Origin of the sequence: Massilia agilis (assembly GCF_024756255.1) — a bacterium.
GTDB lineage: Bacteria > Pseudomonadota > Gammaproteobacteria > Burkholderiales > Burkholderiaceae_D > Telluria > Telluria agilis.
Map to the genome: position 1 here is coordinate 1,055,021 of NZ_JANUHB010000002.1, position 21,805 is coordinate 1,076,825.

General features: G+C 67.6%; 19 protein-coding genes and 1 riboswitch. Of the genes, 9 read left to right on the forward strand and 10 right to left on the reverse strand.

All coding sequences use genetic code 11. The features are described 5' to 3' along the window. The first annotated feature begins 64 nt into the window (after positions 1 to 64). The 6 genes from NX774_RS11725 to NX774_RS11750 all read left to right on the forward strand — a co-directional run bounded on the left by NX774_RS11725 (position 65) and on the right by NX774_RS11750 (position 6,250). Entirely contained in the window at positions 65 to 1,174 is a 1,110-nt protein-coding gene (locus NX774_RS11725; protein ID WP_258822353.1) for a TIGR03118 family protein, read from the forward strand. Positions 1,175 to 1,269: 95 nt separating this feature from the next. Further along, positions 1,270 to 2,631: an exodeoxyribonuclease VII large subunit gene (gene xseA / locus NX774_RS11730; RefSeq protein ID WP_258822354.1), complete on the forward strand. Its 1,362-nt coding sequence runs from the start codon at positions 1,270 to 1,272 to the stop codon at positions 2,629 to 2,631. A gap of 184 nt (positions 2,632 to 2,815) precedes the next feature. Continuing rightward, positions 2,816 to 3,394, forward strand: coding sequence for a superoxide dismutase (locus NX774_RS11735; protein ID WP_258822355.1), 579 nt, complete (start codon positions 2,816 to 2,818; stop codon positions 3,392 to 3,394). Between the two features lie 150 nt (positions 3,395 to 3,544). Next, complete coding sequence (locus NX774_RS11740; RefSeq protein ID WP_258822356.1) at positions 3,545 to 4,324, forward strand: bestrophin-like domain; 780 nt, start codon at positions 3,545 to 3,547, stop codon at positions 4,322 to 4,324. Positions 4,325 to 4,410: 86 nt separating this feature from the next. After that, on the forward strand, positions 4,411 to 5,361 hold the full coding sequence (locus NX774_RS11745; protein WP_258822357.1) for an MYG1 family protein: 951 nt from the start codon (positions 4,411 to 4,413) through the stop codon (positions 5,359 to 5,361). Positions 5,362 to 5,563: 202 nt separating this feature from the next. Continuing rightward, the gene (locus NX774_RS11750; protein ID WP_258822358.1) at positions 5,564 to 6,250 is read left to right on the forward strand and encodes a response regulator; all 687 of its coding nucleotides are present in this window, start codon (positions 5,564 to 5,566) and stop codon (positions 6,248 to 6,250) included. Between the two features lie 107 nt (positions 6,251 to 6,357). On the opposite strand, the gene NX774_RS11755 is transcribed toward NX774_RS11750, so the two are convergent. The 4 genes from NX774_RS11755 to NX774_RS11770 form a co-directional block, all read right to left on the reverse strand. After that, positions 6,358 to 7,038, reverse strand: coding sequence for a hypothetical protein (locus NX774_RS11755; RefSeq protein ID WP_258822359.1), 681 nt, complete (start codon positions 7,036 to 7,038; stop codon positions 6,358 to 6,360). 2 nt (positions 7,039 to 7,040) lie between these two features. Further along, complete coding sequence (locus NX774_RS11760) at positions 7,041 to 7,904, reverse strand: MipA/OmpV family protein (protein ID WP_258822360.1); 864 nt, start codon at positions 7,902 to 7,904, stop codon at positions 7,041 to 7,043. 57 nt (positions 7,905 to 7,961) lie between these two features. After that, entirely contained in the window at positions 7,962 to 9,197 is a 1,236-nt protein-coding gene (locus NX774_RS11765; protein WP_258822361.1) for a protease complex subunit PrcB family protein, read from the reverse strand. A 292-nt stretch (positions 9,198 to 9,489) separates the two neighbouring features. Further along, positions 9,490 to 10,725: a hypothetical protein gene (locus NX774_RS11770; protein WP_258822362.1), complete on the reverse strand. Its 1,236-nt coding sequence runs from the start codon at positions 10,723 to 10,725 to the stop codon at positions 9,490 to 9,492. Positions 10,726 to 10,962: 237 nt separating this feature from the next. Between NX774_RS11770 and NX774_RS11775 the strand changes: the two genes are divergently transcribed. Continuing rightward, positions 10,963 to 12,279, forward strand: coding sequence for an ATP-binding protein (locus tag NX774_RS11775; RefSeq protein WP_258822363.1), 1,317 nt, complete (start codon positions 10,963 to 10,965; stop codon positions 12,277 to 12,279). A gap of 166 nt (positions 12,280 to 12,445) precedes the next feature. Here NX774_RS11775 and NX774_RS11780 read toward each other — a convergent pair whose 3' ends face one another. The 6 genes from NX774_RS11780 to NX774_RS11805 form a co-directional block, all read right to left on the reverse strand. Beyond that, positions 12,446 to 12,769, reverse strand: a complete 324-nt coding sequence (locus tag NX774_RS11780; protein WP_258822364.1) for a hypothetical protein — start codon at positions 12,767 to 12,769, stop codon at positions 12,446 to 12,448. After that, complete coding sequence (locus NX774_RS11785) at positions 12,766 to 13,446, reverse strand: thiol:disulfide interchange protein DsbA/DsbL (protein ID WP_258822365.1); 681 nt, start codon at positions 13,444 to 13,446, stop codon at positions 12,766 to 12,768. Before NX774_RS11785 ends, NX774_RS11780 begins: the two co-directional genes overlap by 4 nt. Positions 13,447 to 13,559: 113 nt before the next feature. Then, a complete protein-coding gene (locus NX774_RS11790) occupies positions 13,560 to 14,432 on the reverse strand; it encodes a cobalamin-binding protein (protein WP_258822366.1) in 873 nt (290 codons plus the stop codon). Continuing rightward, on the reverse strand, positions 14,429 to 15,202 hold the full coding sequence (locus NX774_RS11795; protein ID WP_258822367.1) for an ABC transporter ATP-binding protein: 774 nt from the start codon (positions 15,200 to 15,202) through the stop codon (positions 14,429 to 14,431). Before NX774_RS11795 ends, NX774_RS11790 begins: the two co-directional genes overlap by 4 nt. Further along, positions 15,199 to 16,239, reverse strand: a complete 1,041-nt coding sequence (locus NX774_RS11800; RefSeq protein ID WP_258822368.1) for a FecCD family ABC transporter permease — start codon at positions 16,237 to 16,239, stop codon at positions 15,199 to 15,201. The genes NX774_RS11795 and NX774_RS11800 overlap by 4 nt, the downstream gene beginning before the upstream one ends. 7 nt (positions 16,240 to 16,246) lie before the next feature. Continuing rightward, a complete protein-coding gene (locus NX774_RS11805; RefSeq protein ID WP_258822369.1) occupies positions 16,247 to 18,232 on the reverse strand; it encodes a TonB-dependent receptor family protein in 1,986 nt (661 codons plus the stop codon). Between the two features lie 74 nt (positions 18,233 to 18,306). Further along, positions 18,307 to 18,536, reverse strand: a riboswitch (cobalamin riboswitch). A gap of 124 nt (positions 18,537 to 18,660) precedes the next feature. Here NX774_RS11805 and NX774_RS11810 point away from each other — a divergent pair. Beyond that, entirely contained in the window at positions 18,661 to 20,856 is a 2,196-nt protein-coding gene (locus NX774_RS11810; RefSeq protein ID WP_258822370.1) for a M1 family metallopeptidase, read from the forward strand. Next, on the forward strand, positions 20,856 to 21,761 hold the full coding sequence (locus tag NX774_RS11815; protein WP_258822371.1) for a hypothetical protein: 906 nt from the start codon (positions 20,856 to 20,858) through the stop codon (positions 21,759 to 21,761). Before NX774_RS11810 ends, NX774_RS11815 begins: the two co-directional genes overlap by 1 nt. Positions 21,762 to 21,805 lie beyond the last annotated feature (44 nt).

Here is a 21,805-nt window from a genome sequence, read left to right on the forward strand (position 1 = left end):
CCGCGCTGGTGCGCTTCGCATCATCGGACGGGCTTTGTCCAGTGATGTTGCGATAGGAGGAAATATGAACAAGCTCAGCACATCCTTGGCCTGCGCCGCGAGCGCACTGGCCCTGTCAGCTGCTCCGTCGGTCCTTGCGAGCGACTTTTACCAGCAGCGCAACCTGGTGTCCGACAGCCCGGCGGTCCGCGCCGAGCACCGCGACCCCAATTTGGTCAACGCCTGGGGCCTGGCCTTCAATCCGTACGCCGTCGCGTGGGTGGCCGACAACGGGAAGGGCGTCGCCACGCTCTACGATGGCACGGGCAGGCCACAGAACCTGGTGGTGACCATTCCCGGCGTCGGCGGCAAGCCTGGCAACCCGACCGGAACCGTGTTCTACGGCGGGCCCGGCTTCGTGGTCAAGAAAGGCAACGCCTCGGCCCCCAGCCGCTTCCTGTTCGCCAGCGAAGATGGCGGGATTGCGGGCTGGGCGCCCAGCGTCGAGCGCACCAGCGCGATCCGGGTCATCGACAACAGCGCCTCGCATGCGATCTACAAGGGTATCGCGCTCAGCGGCACCGGGCGCGGGACCGTGCTGTACGCCACCGATTTCCACAACGGGAAGATCGACGTGTTCGACGCCAACTTCGCGCGCGTCACGCTGCCCGGCCAGCCATTTCGCGATCCCAACTTGCCGGCCGGCTATGGTCCGTTCGGGATCCAGTCCATCAACGGCGACCTGTACGTGAGCTATGCCAGGCAGGACCCAAACCGCGAAGATGACGTGAAAGGACCGGGGTTCGGTTTCGTCAGCGTGTTCGCGCCGGACGGACGCTTCCTGCGCCGGTTCGCGTCGGCCGGGCCGCTCAACGCGCCCTGGGGCATGGCGCTCGCGCCGGCAAGCTTCGGACGCTTCGGCAGCCGCCTGCTGGTCGGTAACTTTGGCGATGGGCTCATCAACGCCTACGACCTGGCCACCGGCAAATGGCTCGGCCAGCTCAAAGCGCCGGACCGCAAGCCGATCCGCATCGACGGCCTGTGGGGCATCGCCTTCGGCAACGGCGTGAACGAGCAGCCTGTTGACACGCTGTTCTTCAGCGCCGGCCCCAACGACGAGAGCAACGGCCTGTACGGACGCCTGGACGTGGCGCCGGGCGATGAGCACGACGAGACGCCCGAGGGCCAGTACTAGGGCGGCCGCCGGCAGCTGAGGGCACGAAAACACTTGTCGATTTGGCGCGGATGTGCCATAAGCATCCGCGTCCCACTATTTTCGTTCCGCTCACGATGCAGCAGCCGCCCGACACCGCCGACCCCGCCTACGCCGCACCGCAGGTGCTTTCCGTCACCGCGCTCAACCAGCAGGTTGCGCGCCTGCTCGAGCGCAGCTTCCCGCTGGTGTGGATCGGCGGCGAGATCTCCAACTTCACGCGCGCCGCCTCGGGGCACTGGTACTTCACGCTCAAGGACGACGCGGCCCAGGTGCGCGCCGTGATGTTCCGCGGCCGCGCGCAGTTCGCCGGCTTCATCCCGCGCGAGGGCGACAAGGTCGAGGTGCGCGCGCTGGTCACGCTCTACGGCGCGCGTGGCGACTACCAGATCAATGTCGAGGCGATCCGGCGCGCGGGCGTGGGCGAGCTGTACGAGAAGTTTCTGCGCCTGAAGGAAAAGCTGTCGGCGCAAGGGCTGTTCGACCAGGACCGCAAGCGCGCGCTGCCGCTCTTCACGCGCAGCATTGGCATCGTCACCAGCCCGCAGGCCGCCGCGCTGCGCGACGTGCTGACCGCGCTGCGCCGCCGCGCGCCGCACGTGAACATTGTGCTCTACCCCGCGCCGGTGCAGGGCCAGTTCGCCGCCGACAAGATCGCGGAAAGCATCATGACCGCCTCGCGCCGCGCCGAGGTGGACGTGCTGCTGGTGTGCCGCGGCGGCGGCTCGATCGAGGACCTGTGGTGCTTCAATGAAGAGTGCGTGGCGCGCGCCATTGCGGCTTGCGCGATTCCCGTGATCTCGGGCGTGGGCCACGAGACCGATTTCACCATCGCCGACTTTGCGGCCGACCTGCGCGCGGCCACGCCCACCGCCGCCGCCGAGCTGGCGGCCACGCCACGGGCGGACTGGATGGCGTCGCTTGCGGCCGACGCCGGCGACCTGCGGCGCGCCATGCAGCGCATCCTGTCCGAGGCCAACCAGGGCCTGGACAGCTACACCCGGCGCCTCTTGAGCCCGTCGGCGCAGATCGCGCACCAGCGCCTGAAGCTGCGCTCGATGGCGGCGGCGATGACGCACGCGCTGCACGTGCCGATGAACCGCCAGGGGCTGCAACTGGCCCAGCTGCGCCAGCGCTGGGCGCGCCACCGGCCGGACGTGCGCGCGCTGCGCGAAAAGATCGTGTCCGAACAGCGCCACCTGAACACCAGCATCTGCAACCAGGTCAGGCAGCGGCGCGAGCTGCTCGCCGCGCTGGCAGCGCAGCTGGAACTACTGAATCCGCAGCGCACGCTCGAACGCGGCTACGCCATCGTGCGCGACGCCAAGGGCCGCATCCTGCGCGACCCGGCGGGCATCAAGGCGCGCGAGACGCTCACGGTGCGGCTGGCGGACGGCAGCGCCGAGGTCGGCGTGGCCAGCGTACAGAGCCTGTTGTAGGGTGGGCAGGTTTCCTGCCCACGCGTTCAAGCCATGCTTGCTTGGACTGGACGCGTGGGGAGAACCTGCCCACCCTACCCATCCGTTTCCGGCGCGAAGCAAATATGCAACGTTTTCCCATCCGGTTTAGAATATGCCCCGTTTCGGGAGAACCGACTCGTTTCCAACCAATCAAGGACAAGACATGGAACATACTCTGCCGCCGCTTCCTTATGCGAAAAACGCACTCGCCCCGACGATGTCGGAAGAAACGCTGGAATACCACTACGGTAAGCACCACCAGGCGTATGTCACCAACCTGAACAACCTGATCAAGGGCACCGAGTTCGAGAACCTGTCGCTGGAAGAAATCATCAAGAAGTCCTCGGGCGGCGTGTTCAACAACTCGGCCCAGGTCTGGAACCACACCTTCTTCTGGAACTGCATGAAGCCCAACGGCGGCGGCGCGCCGACCGGCAAGGTCGCCGACGCGATCAACGCCAAGTGGGGCTCGTTCGACAAGTTCAAGGAAGAATTCCAGAAGTCGGCCGTGGGCAACTTCGGCTCGGGCTGGACCTGGCTGGTGAAAAAGCCGGACGGCACCGTTGACATCGTCAACACCTCGAACGCCGGCACCCCGCTGACCACCGACAACAAGCCCCTGCTGACCGTGGACGTGTGGGAGCACGCCTACTACATCGACTACCGCAACGCGCGTCCGAAGTTCGTGGAGAGCTGGTGGAACATCGTCAACTGGGACTTCGTGAACCAGAACATGGCGTAAGCTTCGCCGCAGCAGCACCTGGAACGGCCCGCCTCGGCGGGCCGTGCCGTTTCTGCAGCCCGGCGCGCCACGCCGCCCGCTTCCAGTACACTGGCAGCACGCTTGACCAGACGGCCCGTTGTTGCGGGCCGCGTGCATCCGGAGTGCGCGATGGTGCCTGGAGACGAACCGCTTGACGTGTTCCCCTTGTGGGCGCTCCTCGTCGCGATCATGCTGCTGGTGCTGCTGTCCATCGAGGGCGGCTACCGGCTCGGAAAATTCGTGGGCCGGCCCGAGCAGGAGAAGGACACGCCGCTCGGCGAAATGGTCGGTGCCACGCTGGGTTTGCTGGCCTTCCTGCTCGCCTTCACCTTCGGGCTCGCGGCGTCGCGCTACGATACCCGCAGGGAACTGGTGCTGGACGAAGCCAACGCCATCGGCACCACCTATCTGCGCGCCGCGATGCTGCCCGAAGGCGGCGACGAGCTGCGCGCGCTGCTGCGGCAGTACGTTGACCTGCGGCTGGCCGCGACCGATCCGCGCCAGCTGCCGCAGCTGATCCGCCGCTCCGAGCTGCTGCAAAACCGGCTGTGGGAACGGTCGATCCCCATCGCCACCAGGCACCCCGATTCCATCGTGGCCGGGCTCTTCGTGCAATCGCTCAACGAGATGATCGACATCCATGCCAAGCGCCTGGCCCACGGCAGGAACCGCATTCCGCCGGCGATCTGGGCCGCGCTGTACGGCGTCACCGTGTTGTCGTTTGCGGCGCTGGGCTACCACGCGGGCCTTGCGCGCGGGCGCAGGTCGCCTGCGGTCGTGCCGGTCGCCTTCACGTTCGCCGTCGTGATCGGCCTGATCGCCGACCTCGACCGCCCGCGCGAAGGTGCGCTGACCGTGAGCCAGCAGCCGCTGATCGACGTGCGCCAGTCGATGAACCCGCCGCCCTGATCCGGGCGCAGCCGGTTCATGCTACGCTTGTCACACCAGCGGCCCGCCCATGCGCGGGCCGTATGATTTTTTGTGGAGAGGAAGTTATGGTCATTGTGACGCACGGGGGCAAGTTTCACGCGGACGACGCATGGGCAGTGGCGACACTGGCTGTGCTGTTTCCCGATGCGGAGATCGTGCGCACGCGCGACCCGGCCACCGTCGCGGGCGCCGACTTTGCGATCGACGTGGGCGGCATCTGGGACCCCGCCACCGGCCGCTTCGACCATCACCAGAAAGGGTTTTCCGCAACCCGCCAGGACGGCGTGCCCTACGCCAGCGCCGGCCTGGTCTGGAAGGAGTACGGCGCCCGTTGCGTGGGCGCGCTGGCTGCCGCCCACACTGGCCAGCAACTCTCGGCCGAGACGGCGCAACAAATCGCCTACGCCATCGATGCCGACATCGTGCAATACCTCGACCTGGCGGACGTGGGCGCGGCCAAGAGCGCGCCCGGCGGCTACGGGCTGTCGGCGGTGATTTCCGGTTTCAATCCGAACTGGCTGGACGAACAGCGGCTCGGCTACGGCGAGCAAGCCGAGGCGTTCCGGCTGAGCCAGTTCAGGCGCGCGATGGCGGTGTTGGTCGACGTGATGGTCAACGCCGTCAAGTACCGGGTCGGCGCGGCGCTCGCGGTTGACCAGGTGCGCCAGGCGCAGGTGCTGGAAGACGGCAAGCTGCTGTTCGTGGCCAACAGCGCGCTGCCGTGGACCACCGTCGTGCGCAAGGAAATGCCGAAGGTGCTGTTCGTCATCAGCCACAACCTCAGCGAGCAGCGCTACATGCTGCACACGGTGCCGGCAACTGCCGATACCTTCGAGGCGCGCGCCGACCTGCCCGCGCCGTGGGCCGGACTGCGCGGCGCCGAGCTCGCGGCGGTGACCGGCGTGCCCGATGCCGGCTTCTGCCACAACGGCCGGTTCATCGCCGCGGCCGGCTCTTATGAGGGCATCCTCGCCATGGCCCGTCAGGCATTGCAGGCGGTGCCGGACGCACAGTGACGGGCATTGATCCTTCGCTGGGCAGGCCGCCTGAATACGTTGCACACTTCGTGCGGCCCTGTGAGGCCGCGAGCAGACTCATGCATAGCGGGTATTGACGCCCGTAAATGTGTCTTAAAACTGTAACGCTTTGTCCAAGCCGGTCGGCAAATGCGCTTTTTGGTTATTGCTCGCATACAATGGCAGGTTCAAGGAGGAGAGCATGTATCGAGTGATGTTGGTCGAGGACGACGCGCGGCTTGCCGAGCTCGTTACTGAATACCTGTCCGGCTACGAATTTGCCGTTGAAGTCGTCACGCGTGGCGACCAGGCGGTCGAGCGCTTCAAGGCGATCGCGCCGGACGTGGTGGTGCTCGACCTCATGCTGCCGGGACTGGACGGAATGGTGGTGTGCCGCCAGATCCGCGACCAGTCCGAGGTGCCGATCCTGATCCTGACCGCGCGCGAGGATTCGTACGATGAGGTGTCCGGCCTGGAACAGGGCGCGGACGATTTCGTCAACAAGCCGGTGCAGCCGCGCGTGCTGCTGGCGCGCCTGCGCGCGCTGCTGCGGCGCGCCCAGGGCAAGACCAGCGTGGACGCGCGCGTGCTCGAATTCGGCACCCTGCGCATCTCGACCACCGACCGCAGTGTCACCTGGCGCGGCCTGCCGTGCGTGCTGTCCAATACCGAGTACAAGCTGCTGCTGGTGCTGGCCGAATCGGCCGGCCGCGTGCTGTCGCGCGATGCGCTGCTCAAGAAGATGCGCGGGATCGAGTTCGATGGCCTGGACCGCAGCATCGACAACTCCATCTCCAAGCTGCGCCGCAAGTTCGAAGACGCCGATTCCGAGAAGATCAAGACGGTGTGGGGCGAAGGCTACCTGTTCTCGCCTTCGGCCTGGAACTGAAGGCGCCAGGGCGCATTTGCAGGGTGGGCTCCTGAGCCCACGCCGTTTGCCACGCGGCGTGTGTAACGCGTGGGCACAAGTGCCCACCCTACGCCACATTCAAGGGTTCATTCAAACAGCGGCGTGATCGCCACCGGTGCGCTGGCGGTGAGCACCTGCGCGCGCTCGGCGCCAAAGCGGTAGGTCACCACAGGGAACAACGGGCCGCCGTCGGCGAAGGCCGGCGCCTCGCTGGCGGCCATGATGGCGCTGCTGCCATCGGCCTTGCGCAGGCGCGCGAGCGTGCCTGCGGCCTTGCGGTCGAACACGAAACGCACACCGGCGCACTGGCGCGAACGCATCGTGCCGTCCACGTAGCGGGCGTAGCCGAGCGCCTGCTCGCAGGCAGCGCGCAGGTCGGCCGTGTCGTAGGCGCCGTCGGGGCGCACATTGATCGACACCCGCGGGCGCAGCGCGAACTGGGCGTCCTTGCGCGGCAGCGCCAGCACCGCGTTTTCGTCGTAGGCGGCCTTGAGCAGCGGGAACACCGCGCGCCCGGTCGGGTCGAGCGCGATCTTCAGGTGGGTGGACTTGCCGTCCAGGTCCAGTTCGGCGGCCTCGCCTTCCCTGGGCACCACCTGCACCTGGTTCTGGACCAGGTTCTTGGCGCCGCCGTATTTTTCGAACGTGACCATCGCGCGGTAGGCGTCGCGATAGCTGACCCACTCGCCTTCCAGCGTGCCGGCTGCCGCTAGGCGGGTAGCCTGGAGCAGGACGAGCAACGCGAGAAGGTGGCGGGTGCGGCGCATGGTCAGAACCGGTAGGCGATGGCGGTCGAGGCCGTCACGTTGGTGGGCCGCTCGACGAGCGGGCTGTCCTTGGCGGCGCCAAGCAGGCGCGTGGCCTGTACGTTGGTGGTCAGCATCCACGACGGCGTCAGCGACCAGTTCCAGCGCACGCCCACGCGCGCCTGTTCCAGGCCGCCGGCGGGCGTGTAGGCGCGGTTGCCACTGCGTACGGCCTCGGGTACGGTCACGCCGAAAAACGCCTCGTTGTAGTCGCGGTTGACGACCCTGACGCCGGCCGAGAACGACAGGCTGTGGTGCGGCGCGATATCGGTGGACAGGCGCTGCACGCCCAGGTCCACGCTGCCGCCGTGGCGCTCGTTGCCGGCGCCCCACAGCAGGCTGCTGGTCAGGCGCCACTGCGGCGCCAGATAGTAGTTGAAGAAAGCGCCGCCCAGCACGCGCGCACGGATCTTGTCCATCCCGGCCAGGCGGTTGCCGTCCTCGGCCACGCGCGAGGGCGACGGCGGCAACAGCGAGCTGCTGCCAAGGCCGAGCGCGTCATCGATCCCGGTCGGGCCCTTGCTCGAACCATTTTCGCTGCGCCCCGGCTGGTACTGCAGCAGCGGACCGACCTCGAACGACGGTTCGCTGGTCAGGTGCATGCCAACGCTGGTGCCGGAGATAAAAATGCCATTGCTCCACTGAACCTGCAGCACCGGCACCGCCGAGGTCTTGTGCCGCTCCGAGCCTTCGTAGCGCGGGGCCGCCTGCACGCCGAGCCCTGCGTACATATCCCGGCTGCCGTCGGGCATCGGATTGATGGCCGGCGTCTGGGCACAGGCGGCGCCGCTTACGGTAGCCAGCGCCAGGGCAAGGAGCTTGTTCATGATAGCTATTTTGAAAGTTGGCTTAACCTAATTTTACCTATTGGCAAGCTTTCTTTCTCAAAAACTTTGCTCGGGGCCCGGAAATTCGGCCACTTCCCGGACAAACTCGACCGGCATGTCGCTGCGCGGGGCGGCAACGATCCAGGCCGGGCTGGTGATGTTTTTCGTGCAAACCGAGGCCGGGCCAGGCACGGTGTCGGTGTAACGCACGGTGATCTTGCTGCCGTTACTGCTGATGCTCTGGAGGTCCGTCGTGTAGCAGCCGCCGCCGCTTTGGCCAAGGAAGACGCCGACCACCATCTGGGTGCCGAAGTCCACCTGCGGCAGCGCCCGCGCGCTGCCGGCGTGTTGGGCCCACAGCGCGGCCCAGCTGGCAGCGTCCTTGATGACGACCCTGCGCGGCGCGGACACCAGCGAATAGGCGGTGCTGTCCAGTTCCGTCGCCAGCAGGCGCTCGGTGGCATGGCGCACGAAGTCGGCGGGCGCATCGTTGCGGTCCAGGACCACCAGTTCCATCGGCGCGGTCACCAGCGGCGGGCAAGGCCAATTGGACACGGAGGCGTCCTCGACATCGACCAGCATCCGGCCGTCCTGGGAGCCGATGCGCACCACGCCCATGCTGTTCATGCAGTTGTGGCGCTCGCCCATGAAGACGCCCACCACCATGCTGGTCGAAAAATCCACTTTCGGCATGCCCGGCACCGGGGCCGGCTTCGAAACGTGCTGGCTCCACAGTTGCTCGAAGCCGGCCTGGTCGCGCACCACCACGTTTTGCGCCACGGTCACGCCCGAGGTGAACTGGCGCGCCAGCAGCCGGAACGGCAAGGCGCTGCCCGACCTGGGCAGGAACGGGATGAATTCGACCTTGTGGCTCGCGTCCAGCCCGAGCGTGGGCGTGCCGATGTTCTTCTGGATCGTCTCGAACAGGGCGCGCATGGCCTCGTTGGCGCAGAAGGTCTTCATGCCGGCCAGCGTGTCGGTGGCCTCGCACAGCACGGTTTGCGGGTTGGCGCCGAACAGGCGCTGGCTGTAGCCGTTGTCGGGGCAGGTGCCGGCGCGGTCCCAGAACACCTGTTTGCCGTCGATCAGGTACAGCCGGTTGCGCAGGTCGCCGCACGGTTCCTGCTGGGCCACACGGACGAAGTCCGCGACCACCGGGGCCTCGCCCGGGCCGCCGCTGCCGGCCTGCCCTGCCTGCCGGGCGGGCGCGTCGGACGTGCCGCCGCCGCAGCTGGCCAGCGCCAGCACGGTGACCAGCGATCCAACCCAAACATGCACCCTGTGCAGACCCATTCCAGCCCCTTGGGGATGCACGTCGTCCACCGTGGACGGCACCCCGCTCGAATAAAAAAACCCACCGACACTCGCGCACCAGGTGGGCAAACGGAAAACCTGATGATGAAAAATCTTACGGCGGCACCGGGGCGAAATCCGCCTATACATGTCGGGTAATTGTCGTCAATTTGTAGCCCGGGTGCTGCAATGCAAAAAGGCCGGCAAAGCCGGCCTCGCTGACCTGAACCACTGCCCCCCCCCTTGCCACCGGAGCACGTCCCGGCGGCCCGCAGGGATGGGCCGCGCCCTGTCAATGGCCCAGATGGCCCTGGCGCATCGTTTCTTTCGTAAAGACCACCGGCAGGTCGCTGCGGTCGATCACGAACAGCTGCGACGGATAGGCCACCGTGGCGATGCACATCACGCCCATCGGCGGCAGCATGTGGGTGTAGCTGACCCGGATCTGCTTGCCGTCGTTGGTGGCGCCGTCCAGGCGCAGGCTTTCGCAGCTCATGACCGGGCCCAGGAACACGCCCACGACCATCTGCTTGCTGAAGTCCACGGCCGGCAGCGCCTTGTCCTTGCCCGCGTGCTCTGCCCACAGGGTGGCCCAGCTGGCGGCGTCCTTGACCACGACTTCACGCGCAGCCTGCACGCCGGAATTGCCGACGAAGTCGATCAGCTTGACCGGGACGGCATTGGCGTCGTGTGCCACGAACTCCACCTGCGCGTCGCTGCGGGCCACCGTCACCAGGTGCATCTGGTGCTCGACGACGGCGATGCAGGCCGTGTCCGGGAGCGCATGGCGGCGCTCGTAGTCGACCGTCACCTTGGTCTTGGAAGCGAGGACGTCAACGATCGCCACGCCGCCGCAGGCCACGCTGCTGTCGCCCAGGAAGACCCCGATGACCATGTTCTGGGTAAAGTCCACCGCCGGCATCGGCGGCACCACGCTGTTGTTGGCATAGTTATCGGCCCACAGCTGCGCAAAGCTGGACTGGTCGCGGATCACCACGTTGAGCGAGCGGGTGATGGCGGAATTCGATTCCTTGGCCAGGGTGGTGAACGGAATGTCGGTACCGAGCACCGGGCCGTTGTACTGGAACGGGATCGGCTCGACCTTGTGGCTGGCATCCAGGCCCAGGTTGGGCGCTTCCAGGTTCTTCTGGATGGTGTCGAACAGCGCGCGCGCGGTATCGTTGGCGCAGGTGGTCTGCGGGCCGGCGATCGAGTCGCTGATCGAGCACAGGAGCGCATCCGGGGTGGCGCCGAACAGCTTGCGCGAATAGCTGTTGTCCGCGCAGCGGGTCGAAGCGCGGTCCCAGAACACTTGCTTGCCGTCGATCAGCCACAGGCGGTTCTTCTGGTCGGCGCACGATTCGCCCTGCGCCAGCTTGATGAAGGCGGCCGTGTCCAGCGCCTGCGGGACCGGCACATTTTCCTTTTGCGAAGCGATCTGCACGCCTTTGTCGTCGCCACCACCGCCGCATCCGGCCAGGAGCAGCGCCAACAAAGCCGGTACCGCCGCGAAAATTCGTTTGTTCATGCTCATCTCTATCCTTGTTGCCCGTGCCAAGGCCGGGTGATTGAACACACGCGGCCCGTCCAGCCCAGCCGCAAACCAATGCCGCAATGGTAGGCAGCGCACGATTCAAAATCCATTTCGAAGATGTCGGGGAATTGTCCGCAATTTGTATATTGTCGCCATGACAGCATTGCTCCTATACAATTCGGGGATGTACTTACTTCAACAGATTGGCGACATGCAGGGCGGGGCGTTGGCGTGAACCGGATCTTCTTCCGCTTCTTCGTGCTGGTCATGCTCTCGATCACGGCGGCGACGTTCGTGATCTACCTGGCGATCAGCCGCCTGTTCGGCGACCCGGTCGAGGACATCGCGCGCCGCCAGGCCGCCGCGCCGATCGTGCTGCTGCAGGACTATGTGGACCAGGCTGGCGCGGACGAATGGCTCACTCGCCTGAACAAGGTGCGCGAGGTGTCCGAGGTGCGCTACGACCTGATCGACCTGGACGAAGCGCGCCACTCGGTGTCGCCCGGCCAGGTGGCGGACCTGGAGCGTGGCGAGGTGGTGCTGGTGCCGGGCGAGAAGACGCTGTACCGGCGCGTGGACCTCAAGGGCGAGCGCTACATCGGCAGCGACCATGACGTGATCCGCGCCAGCAACCTGCCGATCGACCTGGGCGTGCCGGTCAAGATGGAAATCGTGCGCTTCGTGATCGTCGCGCTGGCGCTCCTGGTGCCGATCGCGCTGTGGTCGCGCTCGCACTGGCAGGGACTGCAGGCGCTGTCGCGGGTGGCCGACGAAATCGGGGCCGGCAAGCTGGCGGCGCGCGCGCGCATGAAGCCGTCGGCCAGCATCTACCCGCTGGCCGAGCGCATCAACGACATGGCCGGGCGCATCCAGTCGCTGCTTGAATCGCAGCGCAACCTGCTGCACTCGGTATCGCACGAACTGCGCACACCGATCGCGCGGCTCGAATTCGGCATGGAGCTGCTCGCCGCCCAGGCCGACGACCCGGCCCTGAAAAAGCGGGTGGCGGCGATGGAAGCCGATTTGGCCGAACTGAATTCACTGGTCAATGAACTGCTGGGCATGGCGCGGCTGGACAGCGTGCAGTCGCTGCAACTGGTCCCGTTCGCGGTGGCGCCGATGCTGCGCGAATGCGTCGACGCGCTGCCGCCGTCCGCGCATACCGTCGAATGCAGCGCCCAGGACAGCCTGGGCAGCGTGGACGCAGACCGGCGCCTGCTCGCGCGCGCAGTCGGGAACCTGGTGCGCAACGCACAGAAGTACGCCACGCGCCGGATCGCACTGTCGGCCAACCGGACAGCCGCGGGCGGGCTCGAGATCGTGGTCGAGGACGACGGGCCGGGCATTCCGCCGGAGGAGCGCGAGCGGATTTTCGAACCGTTCTACCGGCTCGACCGCAGCCGCGACCGGGCCACCGGCGGCTTTGGGCTGGGCCTGTCGATCGCGCACAAGGCAGTGGCGCTGCACGGCGGCTCGCTGCACGTGGAGGACGCACTGCTGGGCGGCGCGCGCTTCGTGGTGACGCTGCCGCCGGAGCGGGTGCTGTAAGGGGTTTCGTAGGGTGGGCAGATCCTGCCCACGCGTTCAGGCAGCGCATGCATCGCCTGAACGCGTGGGCGGGAGACCCGCCCACCCTACCGTACCTGGCCCCGCCGGCAAAAAAAATCCCGCTGCGGCGCCTGCCACAGCGGGAACATGATCGGTTCCTGCCCGCTTACTTCTTGTCCGGTTTCGGCGGCGAGACGTGGGTCACCCCGTACCACAGGTGCTCCCACCAGTGGTCGCGCGAATGCACCATCACCAGGCACTGGCGGTCGATCTCGCCCTTGAACAGCGGGTCCGGGCACTTGTTGGTCATGAGCGCATAGCGCTGGTTTTCCGCGTTGACCAGGGCGATGCACAGCCAGACGACCGCGAACGCGAGCAGCACCACCAGCGTCCACGCCAGCTGGTTCACGTTGCTGGTCTCAAACAGGTCCTCGTCGAGGGGCCGCGACCCGTCGTAGATCTTGAGGATTTCCCGTTCAGCGTCACTCATTTCGACTTCTGTACCTTTGCCACCAGTGCGTCAACCACCTGCAGCGTCGCCTGGAACAGCTGCTGCTCGTTTGACGCCTGCACCGTGGTGCCCACCTGCGCCGGCGAGGTCACGTACTTGCCGTCCACAACGATCGTCGGCACGCTGTCGATCTTGTAGTTGTTGCTGACGATAGCGGGCAAGCGGCGCAGCATGGTCATCACGCCAAACGAATTCCAGGTTTCCATGAACTTGGCCTTGTCGATACCGGGCAGCTTGGTCGCCACGTCGAGGATCATCTGCTCGGTGAACCGCTCCGAGCGCTGCTTCCTGACCATGTCGCCGATGACGTCCATGACCTTGGCCTGGTATTCCTCGCTCTTGCCCAACGCTTGCAGCGTCAGGAACAGGTGCGCCTCGGGATCGCTGGCCCCCTGGTACGGCATGTGGATACGCTTGAAGATGATGTTGCCGTCCTGCTTTTTGACCCATTGCTCGAGGATAGGTTCCAGCGCATGGCAGTGCGGGCAGTGGTACATGAAGAACTCGATTACCTCGACCTTCTTGCCAGCAGTCTGCGCCGGTTGCGGCGCGGCCAGTACGGTGTATTCAGCACCCTGCTTCGGGTCGGTGGGCGAGGCAAAAGCAGTGGTGACGGCCAGGCTGGCGGCGACAAGGGCGAAACGCAAGGAGCGCATAAGTATCCTTATTGAAATGGTTAAGCGAACGAACGCGAGATTACCACTTTTTGGGTCCGCGGCAGTGGCCAAGGCCGGCTTTTTTACATTTGGTTGCGCCGCTTAAGTCTGGTTTAAGGCCGGCGGCGGCGCGCCTGGTCGAGCACCTCGCACAGCCGGGCCGCGCCATCGGCGGTGCGCGGGCCCGGGCGGGTCAGCAGCTCGCCGTCGAGCGTGAACAGGTTGCCGCGCCGGACCGCGGTCAGCGCCCCGTACGGCTTCCACATGCCCGCCCCGCGGTCGCCCGGCGCGTGTTCGTCGCCGGCGATGATCGCTTCCGGGTCTTGCGCCAGCACCGCTTCCACGCTCACCTCGGGCGCGATCACGGGCAGCTTGCCGAATACATTTTGCCCGCCGCAGGTGCGGATCGTGTCGCTCACGATCTGCTGGTCGTTGAGCGTGTAGAGCGGCCGGTCCCAGACCTGGTAGAACACGCGCACCGGCGCGGCGCGCCCGTAATGGCGGGCCAGCAGCGCGATTTTGGCGCGATAGTCGCGCGCCGCAGCCTGCGCCTTGTCGCCGGTGCCCAGCAGCACGCCGAAGCGCTCGATGCTGGTGGCGACCTGCTCGAGCTTCTTCGGCTCGCTGTGGAAGACCGGGATGCCAAGCCGCGCCAGCTGCTCGATCTGGCGCGCGGTGTTGCCGCTCTCCCAGACGATGATGAGGTCGGGCTTGAGCGCGAGCACGCGCTCCAGGTCGATCTGGCTGTTCGAGCCGACCGACGGGATCGACTTTGCCTCGGGCGGGTAATCGCTGTAGTTCATGGCGCCCACGATGCGCCCTCCCCCGCCGGCCGCGAACAGCAGCTCGGTCAGGTTGGGCGCCATCGAGATCACGCGCTGCGCCGGGCGCGCCAGCGTGAGCCTGGCGCCGGTGTCGTCCACCACGCTCACTTGCGCGTGCGCGGCGCCGGCGGCGAGCAGCAGCGCCAGCAGGATCTTCTTCATGTGTTCCTCGCTTCGGGAATGAAAATGGTGCGGCCCTGGTGCGGGACCGCCACCACCGGATGGCCCAGGCAGGCGGTCAGGAGGTCGGGGCGCATCACCTCGGCCACCGGGCCTGCGCGCCAGCGGCCGTCCTTGAGCAGCAGCAGCGCGTGGGTCGATCCGGCCCAGGCCTGGTTCAGGTCGTGGCCGACCTGGACCACGATCCGGTCCTGCTCGCGGCACAGCAGCGCCAGCAGGTCGGTCACGCCGACCGCGTGCGCCAGGTCGAGCGCGCTGGTGGGCTCGTCGAGCAGCAGCAGCGGCGTGTCCTGGGCCAGCAGCGCCGCCAGTGCCACGCGCTGGCGCTCGCCGCCCGAGAGCGTGCGCACGTCGCGCTCGGCCAGGTGCGCCACGTCCAGCAGCGCCAGCGCGCGCCCGGCCGCGTCGATGTCTTCCGCGCTCTCCCAGTCGCGCCCGCCCTGGTATGGGTGGCGCGCCACGAGCACGGTATCGATCACGCTGTAGGCGAACGCATCGCCGCGCGCCTGTGGCAGCCAGGCGCGCTCGCGCGCCAGTTCGCCCAGCTTCCACTCCGTGAGAGGCCGGCCGTTCAGGCGCACCTGCCCGCCGTCGGGCGCGCGCAGGCCCGCCAGCGCGCGCAGCAAGGTGCTCTTGCCCGCGCCGTTGGGGCCGATCACGGACCAGGCCTGCCCCGGTTGCGCGCGCCAGTTGAGGTTCTCCAGCAGCAGGCGGCCGCCGGCCTTGAGCGACAGGTTGACGGTCTCGATCATGGCCGGCGCAGGTGCAGCCGGTGCAGCTGCAGTAAAAAGACGGGGACGCCGATCAGCGAGGTGATGACCCCGACCGGCAACTGCTGCGGCGCGAGGACGGTGCGCGCCAGCGTGTCGGCGATGACGAGGAAGCTGCCGCCGGCCAGCGCGGCGGCCGGCAACAGCAGCCGGTGGTCCGCGCCAAGCGCCAGCCGGCAGGCATGCGGCACCACCAGGCCAACGAAGCCGATGCTGCCGCCGGTGGTCACGGCGCTGGCCGTGAGCATGCCCGAGCAGGCAAACAGGAAGCGCCGCAGCCCGCCCACGTCCACCCCAAGCGCGGCGGCGCCGTCGGCATGCAGCGCCATCACGTTCAGCGCGCGGGCGCGGCGCTGCGCCAGCGCCAGCGCGCCGACCAGCACCAGCCAGGGCAGCACGCGCCAGCTGGCGCCGCCCAGGTCGCCGATCATCCAGAACACCATGCCGCGCAGGCGCGATTCCGGCGCGATCGACAGCAGCAGCGTGACCAGCGCCATGCTGCCGGATGCCAGCACCACGCCGGTGAGCAGCAAGATGCCGCTGTCGCCGGCCACGTCGCGCTGGGCCGCGCCGCCAAGGTCGCGCCGCGCGAGCGCATACAGCAGCAGCGAGATGCCGGCCGCGCCGAGAAGCGCGCCCAGGTCCACCGCCCACAGCGCCGCGCCGACGAACAGTGCGCCCAGGGCGCCGACCGCCGCGCCGCTGGAGATGCCGAGCACGTAGGGGTCGGCCAGGGGATTGCGCACCAGCGCCTGCATCATCACCCCGGCCAGCGACAGCGCGGCGCCGGTCGCGAACGCGCTGCTGGCGCGGCCCAGGCGCAGGTCGAGCAGGCTGGCAGCCATGCCCTCGACCCTGCCGGTGATTACGCCCAGCAGGGCCGCCGGCAGCTCGGACAGCGGCAGCGCGACCGAACCGGCGATGCCGGCAAGCGCCAGCGACGCCACCGCGCAGGCGGCCAGCAGCGCCAGCACCATGCGCTGGCGCCTTGCCCGTTCGGATGCACGCTGTGTGGGCATGACGACCTTAGAAGTCGTAACGCGCCGAGAGCTTCAGCTGGCGGCCGTCGCTCGGGTAGATGCCGGACTGGCAGCCGAACGCATTGCTGTAGTACTTGCGGTCGGTCAGGTTGCTGCCTGCCAGCGCCAGTTCCCACGGCCCCAGCTTGCGCGCGTAGCGGGCATCCAGCGTCGCGTAGGACGGGATGCGCGCGGCGCAGCTGTTGGTGAAGTCGTTGCCGAAGCGCTGGCTCGACACCCACTGCGCGCCCACGTCCGCGGTCTGCCCGTCGCCCGGCACCCAGGCCAGGCGCGCCGAGATCACGTTGCGCGGCACCAGCACCATTTCACGGCCGTCGTTGGGGCCGTCGGTGAAGGTCGCGTTCACGTGCTGCAGGTGCGCGCTGGCGCGCCAGCCGGCCGCAATCACGGTCTGCGCATCGATCTCGACACCCTGGCGGCGGGTCGGGTCGAGGTTGGTGTTGGTGCCCCAGCCGATGGTCGGGTCGAAGAAGATCTCGTTCTTCAGCTCGTGGCGGAACAGGCGCACGGCCAGTTCGCCCGCCGCGCTGCCGAAGGTCGCGCCCAGCTCCAGGTCATGCGAAGTCTGCGCCTTGAGCACGCTTGCGCTGGCGCGGTAGCTGTTCTCGTCCACGTTGGGCATGCGGTAGCTCTGCCCTGCCTTGGCATGCACGCCCACGCCCGGCAGCACGCTGTAGCTCGCTTGCGCGTCCCATGCGTTCTGCGCCTGCGAGCTGCTCTCCTTGGCGCTGGACATGCCCAGCGGGTCCACGTAATCCTTGTCGAACACTTCGTGGCGCGCGCCCACGGCCAGGCGGCCGTTGTGCTGCGGATCCCAGCGGATCTCGTCGCGCACGTAGATCGCCTTGGAGTCCTGGCTGGCGTCGGCCAGCGAAAAATCGGCCGCGGTCTTGCGGTTCCAGCGGATCAGGTCCACACCGGCAACCAGCTCGTTGCGCATGCCGGCCAGGTCGGACAGCTGGCGCACGCGTGGCGAGAACTGGGTCTGGCGGCTGTCGTACTTCACGCGCGAAAAGCCCGACACGCCGCCGTAGTTGTATTCATACGCGGCCTTGACCGTCTTCTCGCGGTGCGACAGCTCGGCGGCAAGCTCAGTGTCGCCGATGCGGTGCTCGGCGAACGCGGTCACGCGGTCGGTATCGAGCGAGCCGAAATCGTTGGGCGTCTTGCTCTGGCGCGGATCGGCCTTGAACTGGGCCTCGGTGAGCGAGCCGGGCAGGCGCGACTCCTGGCGCGCGGACTCGACGCGCACGCCAATGCGCCCGCCCTCATAGGCGTACTGCGCGCCGCCGGCAAAATTGGACTGCGTAAAGCGGCTGTTGGCGCGGTAGTTGTCCGACTCCTGCTTGCCGGCCGAGCCGTCGAGCGTCACCTTGCCCAGGCCCGCCGACAGGTTGGCGCGCAGGTCATGCGCGTCGAACTGCCCGGCGCTCACCGTGCCCGAACCGTGCACGCCCTGGCGCGCGCCGGACCTGGTGAAGACCTGGATCACGCCGCCGGTCGCGCCGTCGCCGTACAACACGCTGCTGCCGCCGCGCGTGATCTCGATGCGCTCGACGCTGTCGACCGGGATCGTGGACAGCACGGCGCTGGCCAGTTCGTTCTCGGACAGGCGCACGCCATCGACCATCACCACCAGGTTCTCGCTGCTGTTGGCGCCAAAGCCGCGCAGGTCGAGCGCGAAGTCGGGCGAGCCGTCCAGGCTCTGGCGGCCATACACGCCGCCGATCTTGCGGATTGCTTCGTTGACGTTGCCGGCGCCGGCACGGCGAATGTCCGCGGCGGTGATCACGGTGGCGCCGATCGGCGCGAGCGCCGGATCGCTGGCAAAGCGCGCGCCGGACACGAAGACCGAAGGCACGGCCTGTTCCTGCGCGAAGGCGCTGGCGGCATTGAGGCAAAGGGAGATGGCGCAGGCAAGCGCGAGCGGCTTGACGGCCGGTGCGGCGCACGGGGCAACACGAATACTCATAGCGATTTCAATGAAAAGAGATGCATCCTCCCTGCGTCCCCGCAGAGGCGGATTCAACGAAAGACGCGCGTGGCGCGCTTCCACCTGTCCTGGCCGGTATCCGGGCTCGCAAGTCAGACCGTCTCACCTTCCTATGCAAACGCACAGTGGTGTACGAGACAGCCAGTCGCCGGCGTGCGGCGACGCTTGTTTACCGTTGCGGGGGCAGCACACGTTGGCCGCCTGCGGGTGGCAGGGGCTTCGTGTTTCCCGTTTAACTGCACGCGTGGCCACGCGTGCGGGCACCAGAACGGCGAGATTATAAACCTAACAAGGCACATGCCGACGGCGGACGGCGGTTTTTCCCAACCAGGTCAAGTCATTGCCAGTTTGTTATCAATGCGGCTATAGTTGCCGGAATAAGAACAATGACCTGGACTGGAGGATGCATGAGGAGAAGCACACATCTGCCGTTGGCGGCCCTGCTGCTGGCGGCCGCCCTTGCGGCTGCGGCCGTGGTGTACGAACCGGGGACGCCGGCGCAGCCGGCAAGCAGGCCCCTTGATGCCATCGCGCTTGCCGCGCCGGGCGCTTCCTCGGTCGCGGCGCCCAGCGCGCCCGACGCCTGGGGCGGCCCGCGCAGCGGGGCCGAGGCCACCCTGTCGGACCGGGTGGTGCGCTACGACATCGACGCCACCCTCGATCCCGAGCGCCACATCGTGGCCGGCAAGGAAAAGCTCACCTGGCGCAACCGCAGCCAGTCCGAGGTCAGGAGCGTGTACCTGCACCTGTACATGAACGCGTTCGAGGGCAGGAACAGCACCTTCTTCACCGAGATGCGCAACCTGGACACGGGCTTTCGCACCGACGTGCAGCCCAAGAAAGGCGAATGGGGCCACATTGCGCTGGACGCCGTGGCGCAGGGCGGCGCCAGGGTAGCGTGGCAGTTCGTCCATCCCGACAACGGCCCGGCCAGCGACCACACCGTGGTGCGGCTGGACCTGCCGCAGCCGGTGAGAGCCGGCGCTTCGACCACGCTGGACATCGACTTTACCACCCAGCTGCCGCGCGTGATCGCGCGCACCGGCTACTTCGGCAGCTTCCACCTGGTGGGCCAGTGGTTCCCGAAAATCGGCGTGCTGGAACTGCCGGGCGAACGCGGCGCCACCGCGCCCCGCTGGAACGTGCACGAGTTCCACCTGACCTCGGAGTTCTACGCCGACTTCGGCAGCTACGATGTGCGCATCACCGCGCCGAAGGAGTACGTGGTGGGCGCCACCGGCGAGCTGCAGGGCGCGCCCGTCGACAAGAACGGCATGCGCACCCACCGCTACGTGCAGGACGACGTGCACGACTTCGCCTGGACCGCCGACAAGCGCAGCGCCGCGCCGCTGGAAGACAGCTGGACCGGCCCGGGCAGCCCCAAGGTCGCGATCAAAGTGCTCTACCCGCCCGAATACGCGGCCAGCGCGGCGCCTGCGCTCAAGGCAGCCAAGGACTCGCTCACCTATTTTTCGACCACGCTCGGCCCCTACCCGTACAAGACGCTGACGGTGGTGATCCCGCCGTATAACGCGACCGAGGCGGGCGGCATGGAATACCCGACCTTCTTCACGGCCGAAGGCTACGCCAGGGTCGAGCCGGACACCTTTGCCCAGGGCGCGCTCGACTTCGTGACCATCCACGAGTTCGGCCACGGCTACTTCTACGGCATCCTGGCCTCCAACGAGTTCGAGGAGCCGATGCTGGACGAGGGCCTGAACGAGTACTGGGACATGCGCATGGTGCGCGAGCGCGGCCAGGCGATGCACATGACCACGCCGCTGCTCAAGGCGCTCGGCTTCGACCCCAAGTTCAAGCCGTTCGACTACGAGCGCGGCATCGCGACGACCGTGGAGCCGGCCGACGCGCTGGGCCGCAACGCGTGGGACAGGCTGCATGGCATCGGGCCGGTCTATCACCGCACCGCGACCATGATGCGCGACCTGGAGGAGCGCATCGGCAAGCCCGCGCTGGAGCGCGCATTCAAGGAATACTACCGGCGCTGGAAGTTCCGCCACCCCAGCATCGCCGACCTGCGCGAGACGCTGGCCGAAGCAAGCGGCCAGCGCGAGGCGGTCGAACAGGTGTTCGCGCAGCAGGTGTACGGCGTGACCAAGATCGACGACCGCGTCACCAGCCTGGCAAGCGAAGAGGAATTGCCGCAGCCTGGCACGCACAGCGCCGGCGGCAAATGGCTCGAATTGACCGGCGAGGACGTGGACAAGCAGGTCGAGGACGCCCGCAAGTCATGGAAAAAGGCGCACCCGGACGCGAAGGAAGGGACGGGACCGTTCCCGTTCCGTACCACCGTCACCGTGCGCAGGTACGCCGCCACCGTGCCGCAGACCCTGCTCGTCAAGTTCGCGGACGGCAGCAGCGAAACGGTGCAGTGGAACGCCGACGAGAAGTGGCACCGGTTCACGTGGGTCAAGCCGGCGAAGGCGGTATCGGCCGAACTCGATCCGCAGCGCCGCCACTACCTCGACGCCAGCAAGCTCGATGACAGCCGCACCACCAAGGCCGACGGCAGCGCCTCGCGCCGCTGGAGCAGCGAGTTTGCGGCGGTCGTCCAATTCCTCCTTTCCCTGATCGCGACCGTATGATGAACACTGCCATCCAATCCGCCCCGACTGCCGCGCCCTTGGCCGGCTACCGCGCAGCGACCGCCGTGCGCGCCGCGCGCTCTGCCCTGCAGTGGCGTTTGCTGGCGTGGTGGGCCGGCCTGCTGCTGGTGCCGGCCGCCGTCTCCACCCTGCCGGTGTGGCAGCTGCTCTCGGGTGCGCTCGACCACTCGGTGCGCGCGTCCGAGCTCGCCGCCAGCCTCGACCTGACCGCGATCGAAGACCTGATGACGGCCAACGTGCGCGCCGGCACCGGCGTCGGCAACGGCAACCTGCTGGCCCTGCTGCTCACGCTGCTGCTCTCGCCACTGCTGTCGGGCATGGCGATGCACGCCGCGCGCGCGCCGCAGCCGCCCGGCTTTGGCGCGCTGCTCTCGGGCGGGGTGCAGGAATACATGCGCCTGCTGCGCATGCTGGTGTGGGCCGTGGTGCCGCTCGCACTCATGGGCGGCCTGGCCGGCATCGCCTTCACCGCCGCAAAGAAATATGGCGATAGCGCGATCCTGGAATCGTCGGCGGACCACGCGCAAATGGCCGCGATCGCGCTGGCCGCGCTGCTGTTCGCGCTGGCCGACGCCAGCCTGGACGCCGGCCGCGCGGTGCTCGCCGGCGACCGGCGCCGCAGGTCGGCGGTCAAGGCATGGTGGCAAGGCTTGACGCTGCTGCTGCGCCGCCCGCTGGCCACGCTCGGCAGCTACCTCGGCATCACCCTCGCGGGCCTGGCGCTGGCCGCGCTCCTGGCCATCGCGCGGCTGAACGTGCCGCCGCTGGGCATCGGCGGCTTCATCGGCGCCTTCGTGCTGACCCAGCTTGCGGTGGTGGCGATCGCGTGGATGCGCTGCGCGCGCCTGTTCGCCATGCTCGAGCTGGTGCGCGACAAGCGCTGAAAACGCGGCAGGGAAAGCGGCGCGGCAGGTCTTGGGCTAAGATG

Excerpts from the sequence above, each read along its gene's own strand:
- NX774_RS11790 (WP_258822366.1), bottom strand. The coding sequence starts at position 14,432 with ATGAAGAAGATCCTGCTGGCGCTGCTGCTCGCCGCCGGCGCCGCGCAC.
- NX774_RS11725 (WP_258822353.1), top strand. The coding sequence starts at position 65 with ATGAACAAGCTCAGCACATCCTTGGCCTGCGCCGCGAGCGCACTGGCC.
- NX774_RS11735 (WP_258822355.1), top strand. The coding sequence starts at position 2,816 with ATGGAACATACTCTGCCGCCGCTTCCTTATGCGAAAAACGCACTCGCC.
- NX774_RS11780 (WP_258822364.1), bottom strand. The coding sequence starts at position 12,769 with ATGAGTGACGCTGAACGGGAAATCCTCAAGATCTACGACGGGTCGCGG.
- NX774_RS11795 (WP_258822367.1), bottom strand. The coding sequence starts at position 15,202 with ATGATCGAGACCGTCAACCTGTCGCTCAAGGCCGGCGGCCGCCTGCTG.
- NX774_RS11755 (WP_258822359.1), bottom strand. The coding sequence starts at position 7,038 with ATGCGCCGCACCCGCCACCTTCTCGCGTTGCTCGTCCTGCTCCAGGCT.
- NX774_RS11800 (WP_258822368.1), bottom strand. The coding sequence starts at position 16,239 with ATGCCCACACAGCGTGCATCCGAACGGGCAAGGCGCCAGCGCATGGTG.
- NX774_RS11740 (WP_258822356.1), top strand. The coding sequence starts at position 3,545 with ATGGTGCCTGGAGACGAACCGCTTGACGTGTTCCCCTTGTGGGCGCTC.
- NX774_RS11785 (WP_258822365.1), bottom strand. The coding sequence starts at position 13,446 with ATGCGCTCCTTGCGTTTCGCCCTTGTCGCCGCCAGCCTGGCCGTCACC.
- NX774_RS11750 (WP_258822358.1), top strand. The coding sequence starts at position 5,564 with ATGTATCGAGTGATGTTGGTCGAGGACGACGCGCGGCTTGCCGAGCTC.
- NX774_RS11770 (WP_258822362.1), bottom strand. The coding sequence starts at position 10,725 with ATGAACAAACGAATTTTCGCGGCGGTACCGGCTTTGTTGGCGCTGCTC.
- NX774_RS11805 (WP_258822369.1), bottom strand. The coding sequence starts at position 18,232 with ATGAGTATTCGTGTTGCCCCGTGCGCCGCACCGGCCGTCAAGCCGCTC.
- NX774_RS11815 (WP_258822371.1), top strand. The coding sequence starts at position 20,856 with ATGAACACTGCCATCCAATCCGCCCCGACTGCCGCGCCCTTGGCCGGC.
- NX774_RS11760 (WP_258822360.1), bottom strand. The coding sequence starts at position 7,904 with ATGAACAAGCTCCTTGCCCTGGCGCTGGCTACCGTAAGCGGCGCCGCC.
- NX774_RS11765 (WP_258822361.1), bottom strand. The coding sequence starts at position 9,197 with ATGGGTCTGCACAGGGTGCATGTTTGGGTTGGATCGCTGGTCACCGTG.
- xseA (WP_258822354.1), top strand. The coding sequence starts at position 1,270 with ATGCAGCAGCCGCCCGACACCGCCGACCCCGCCTACGCCGCACCGCAG.
- NX774_RS11745 (WP_258822357.1), top strand. The coding sequence starts at position 4,411 with ATGGTCATTGTGACGCACGGGGGCAAGTTTCACGCGGACGACGCATGG.
- NX774_RS11810 (WP_258822370.1), top strand. The coding sequence starts at position 18,661 with ATGAGGAGAAGCACACATCTGCCGTTGGCGGCCCTGCTGCTGGCGGCC.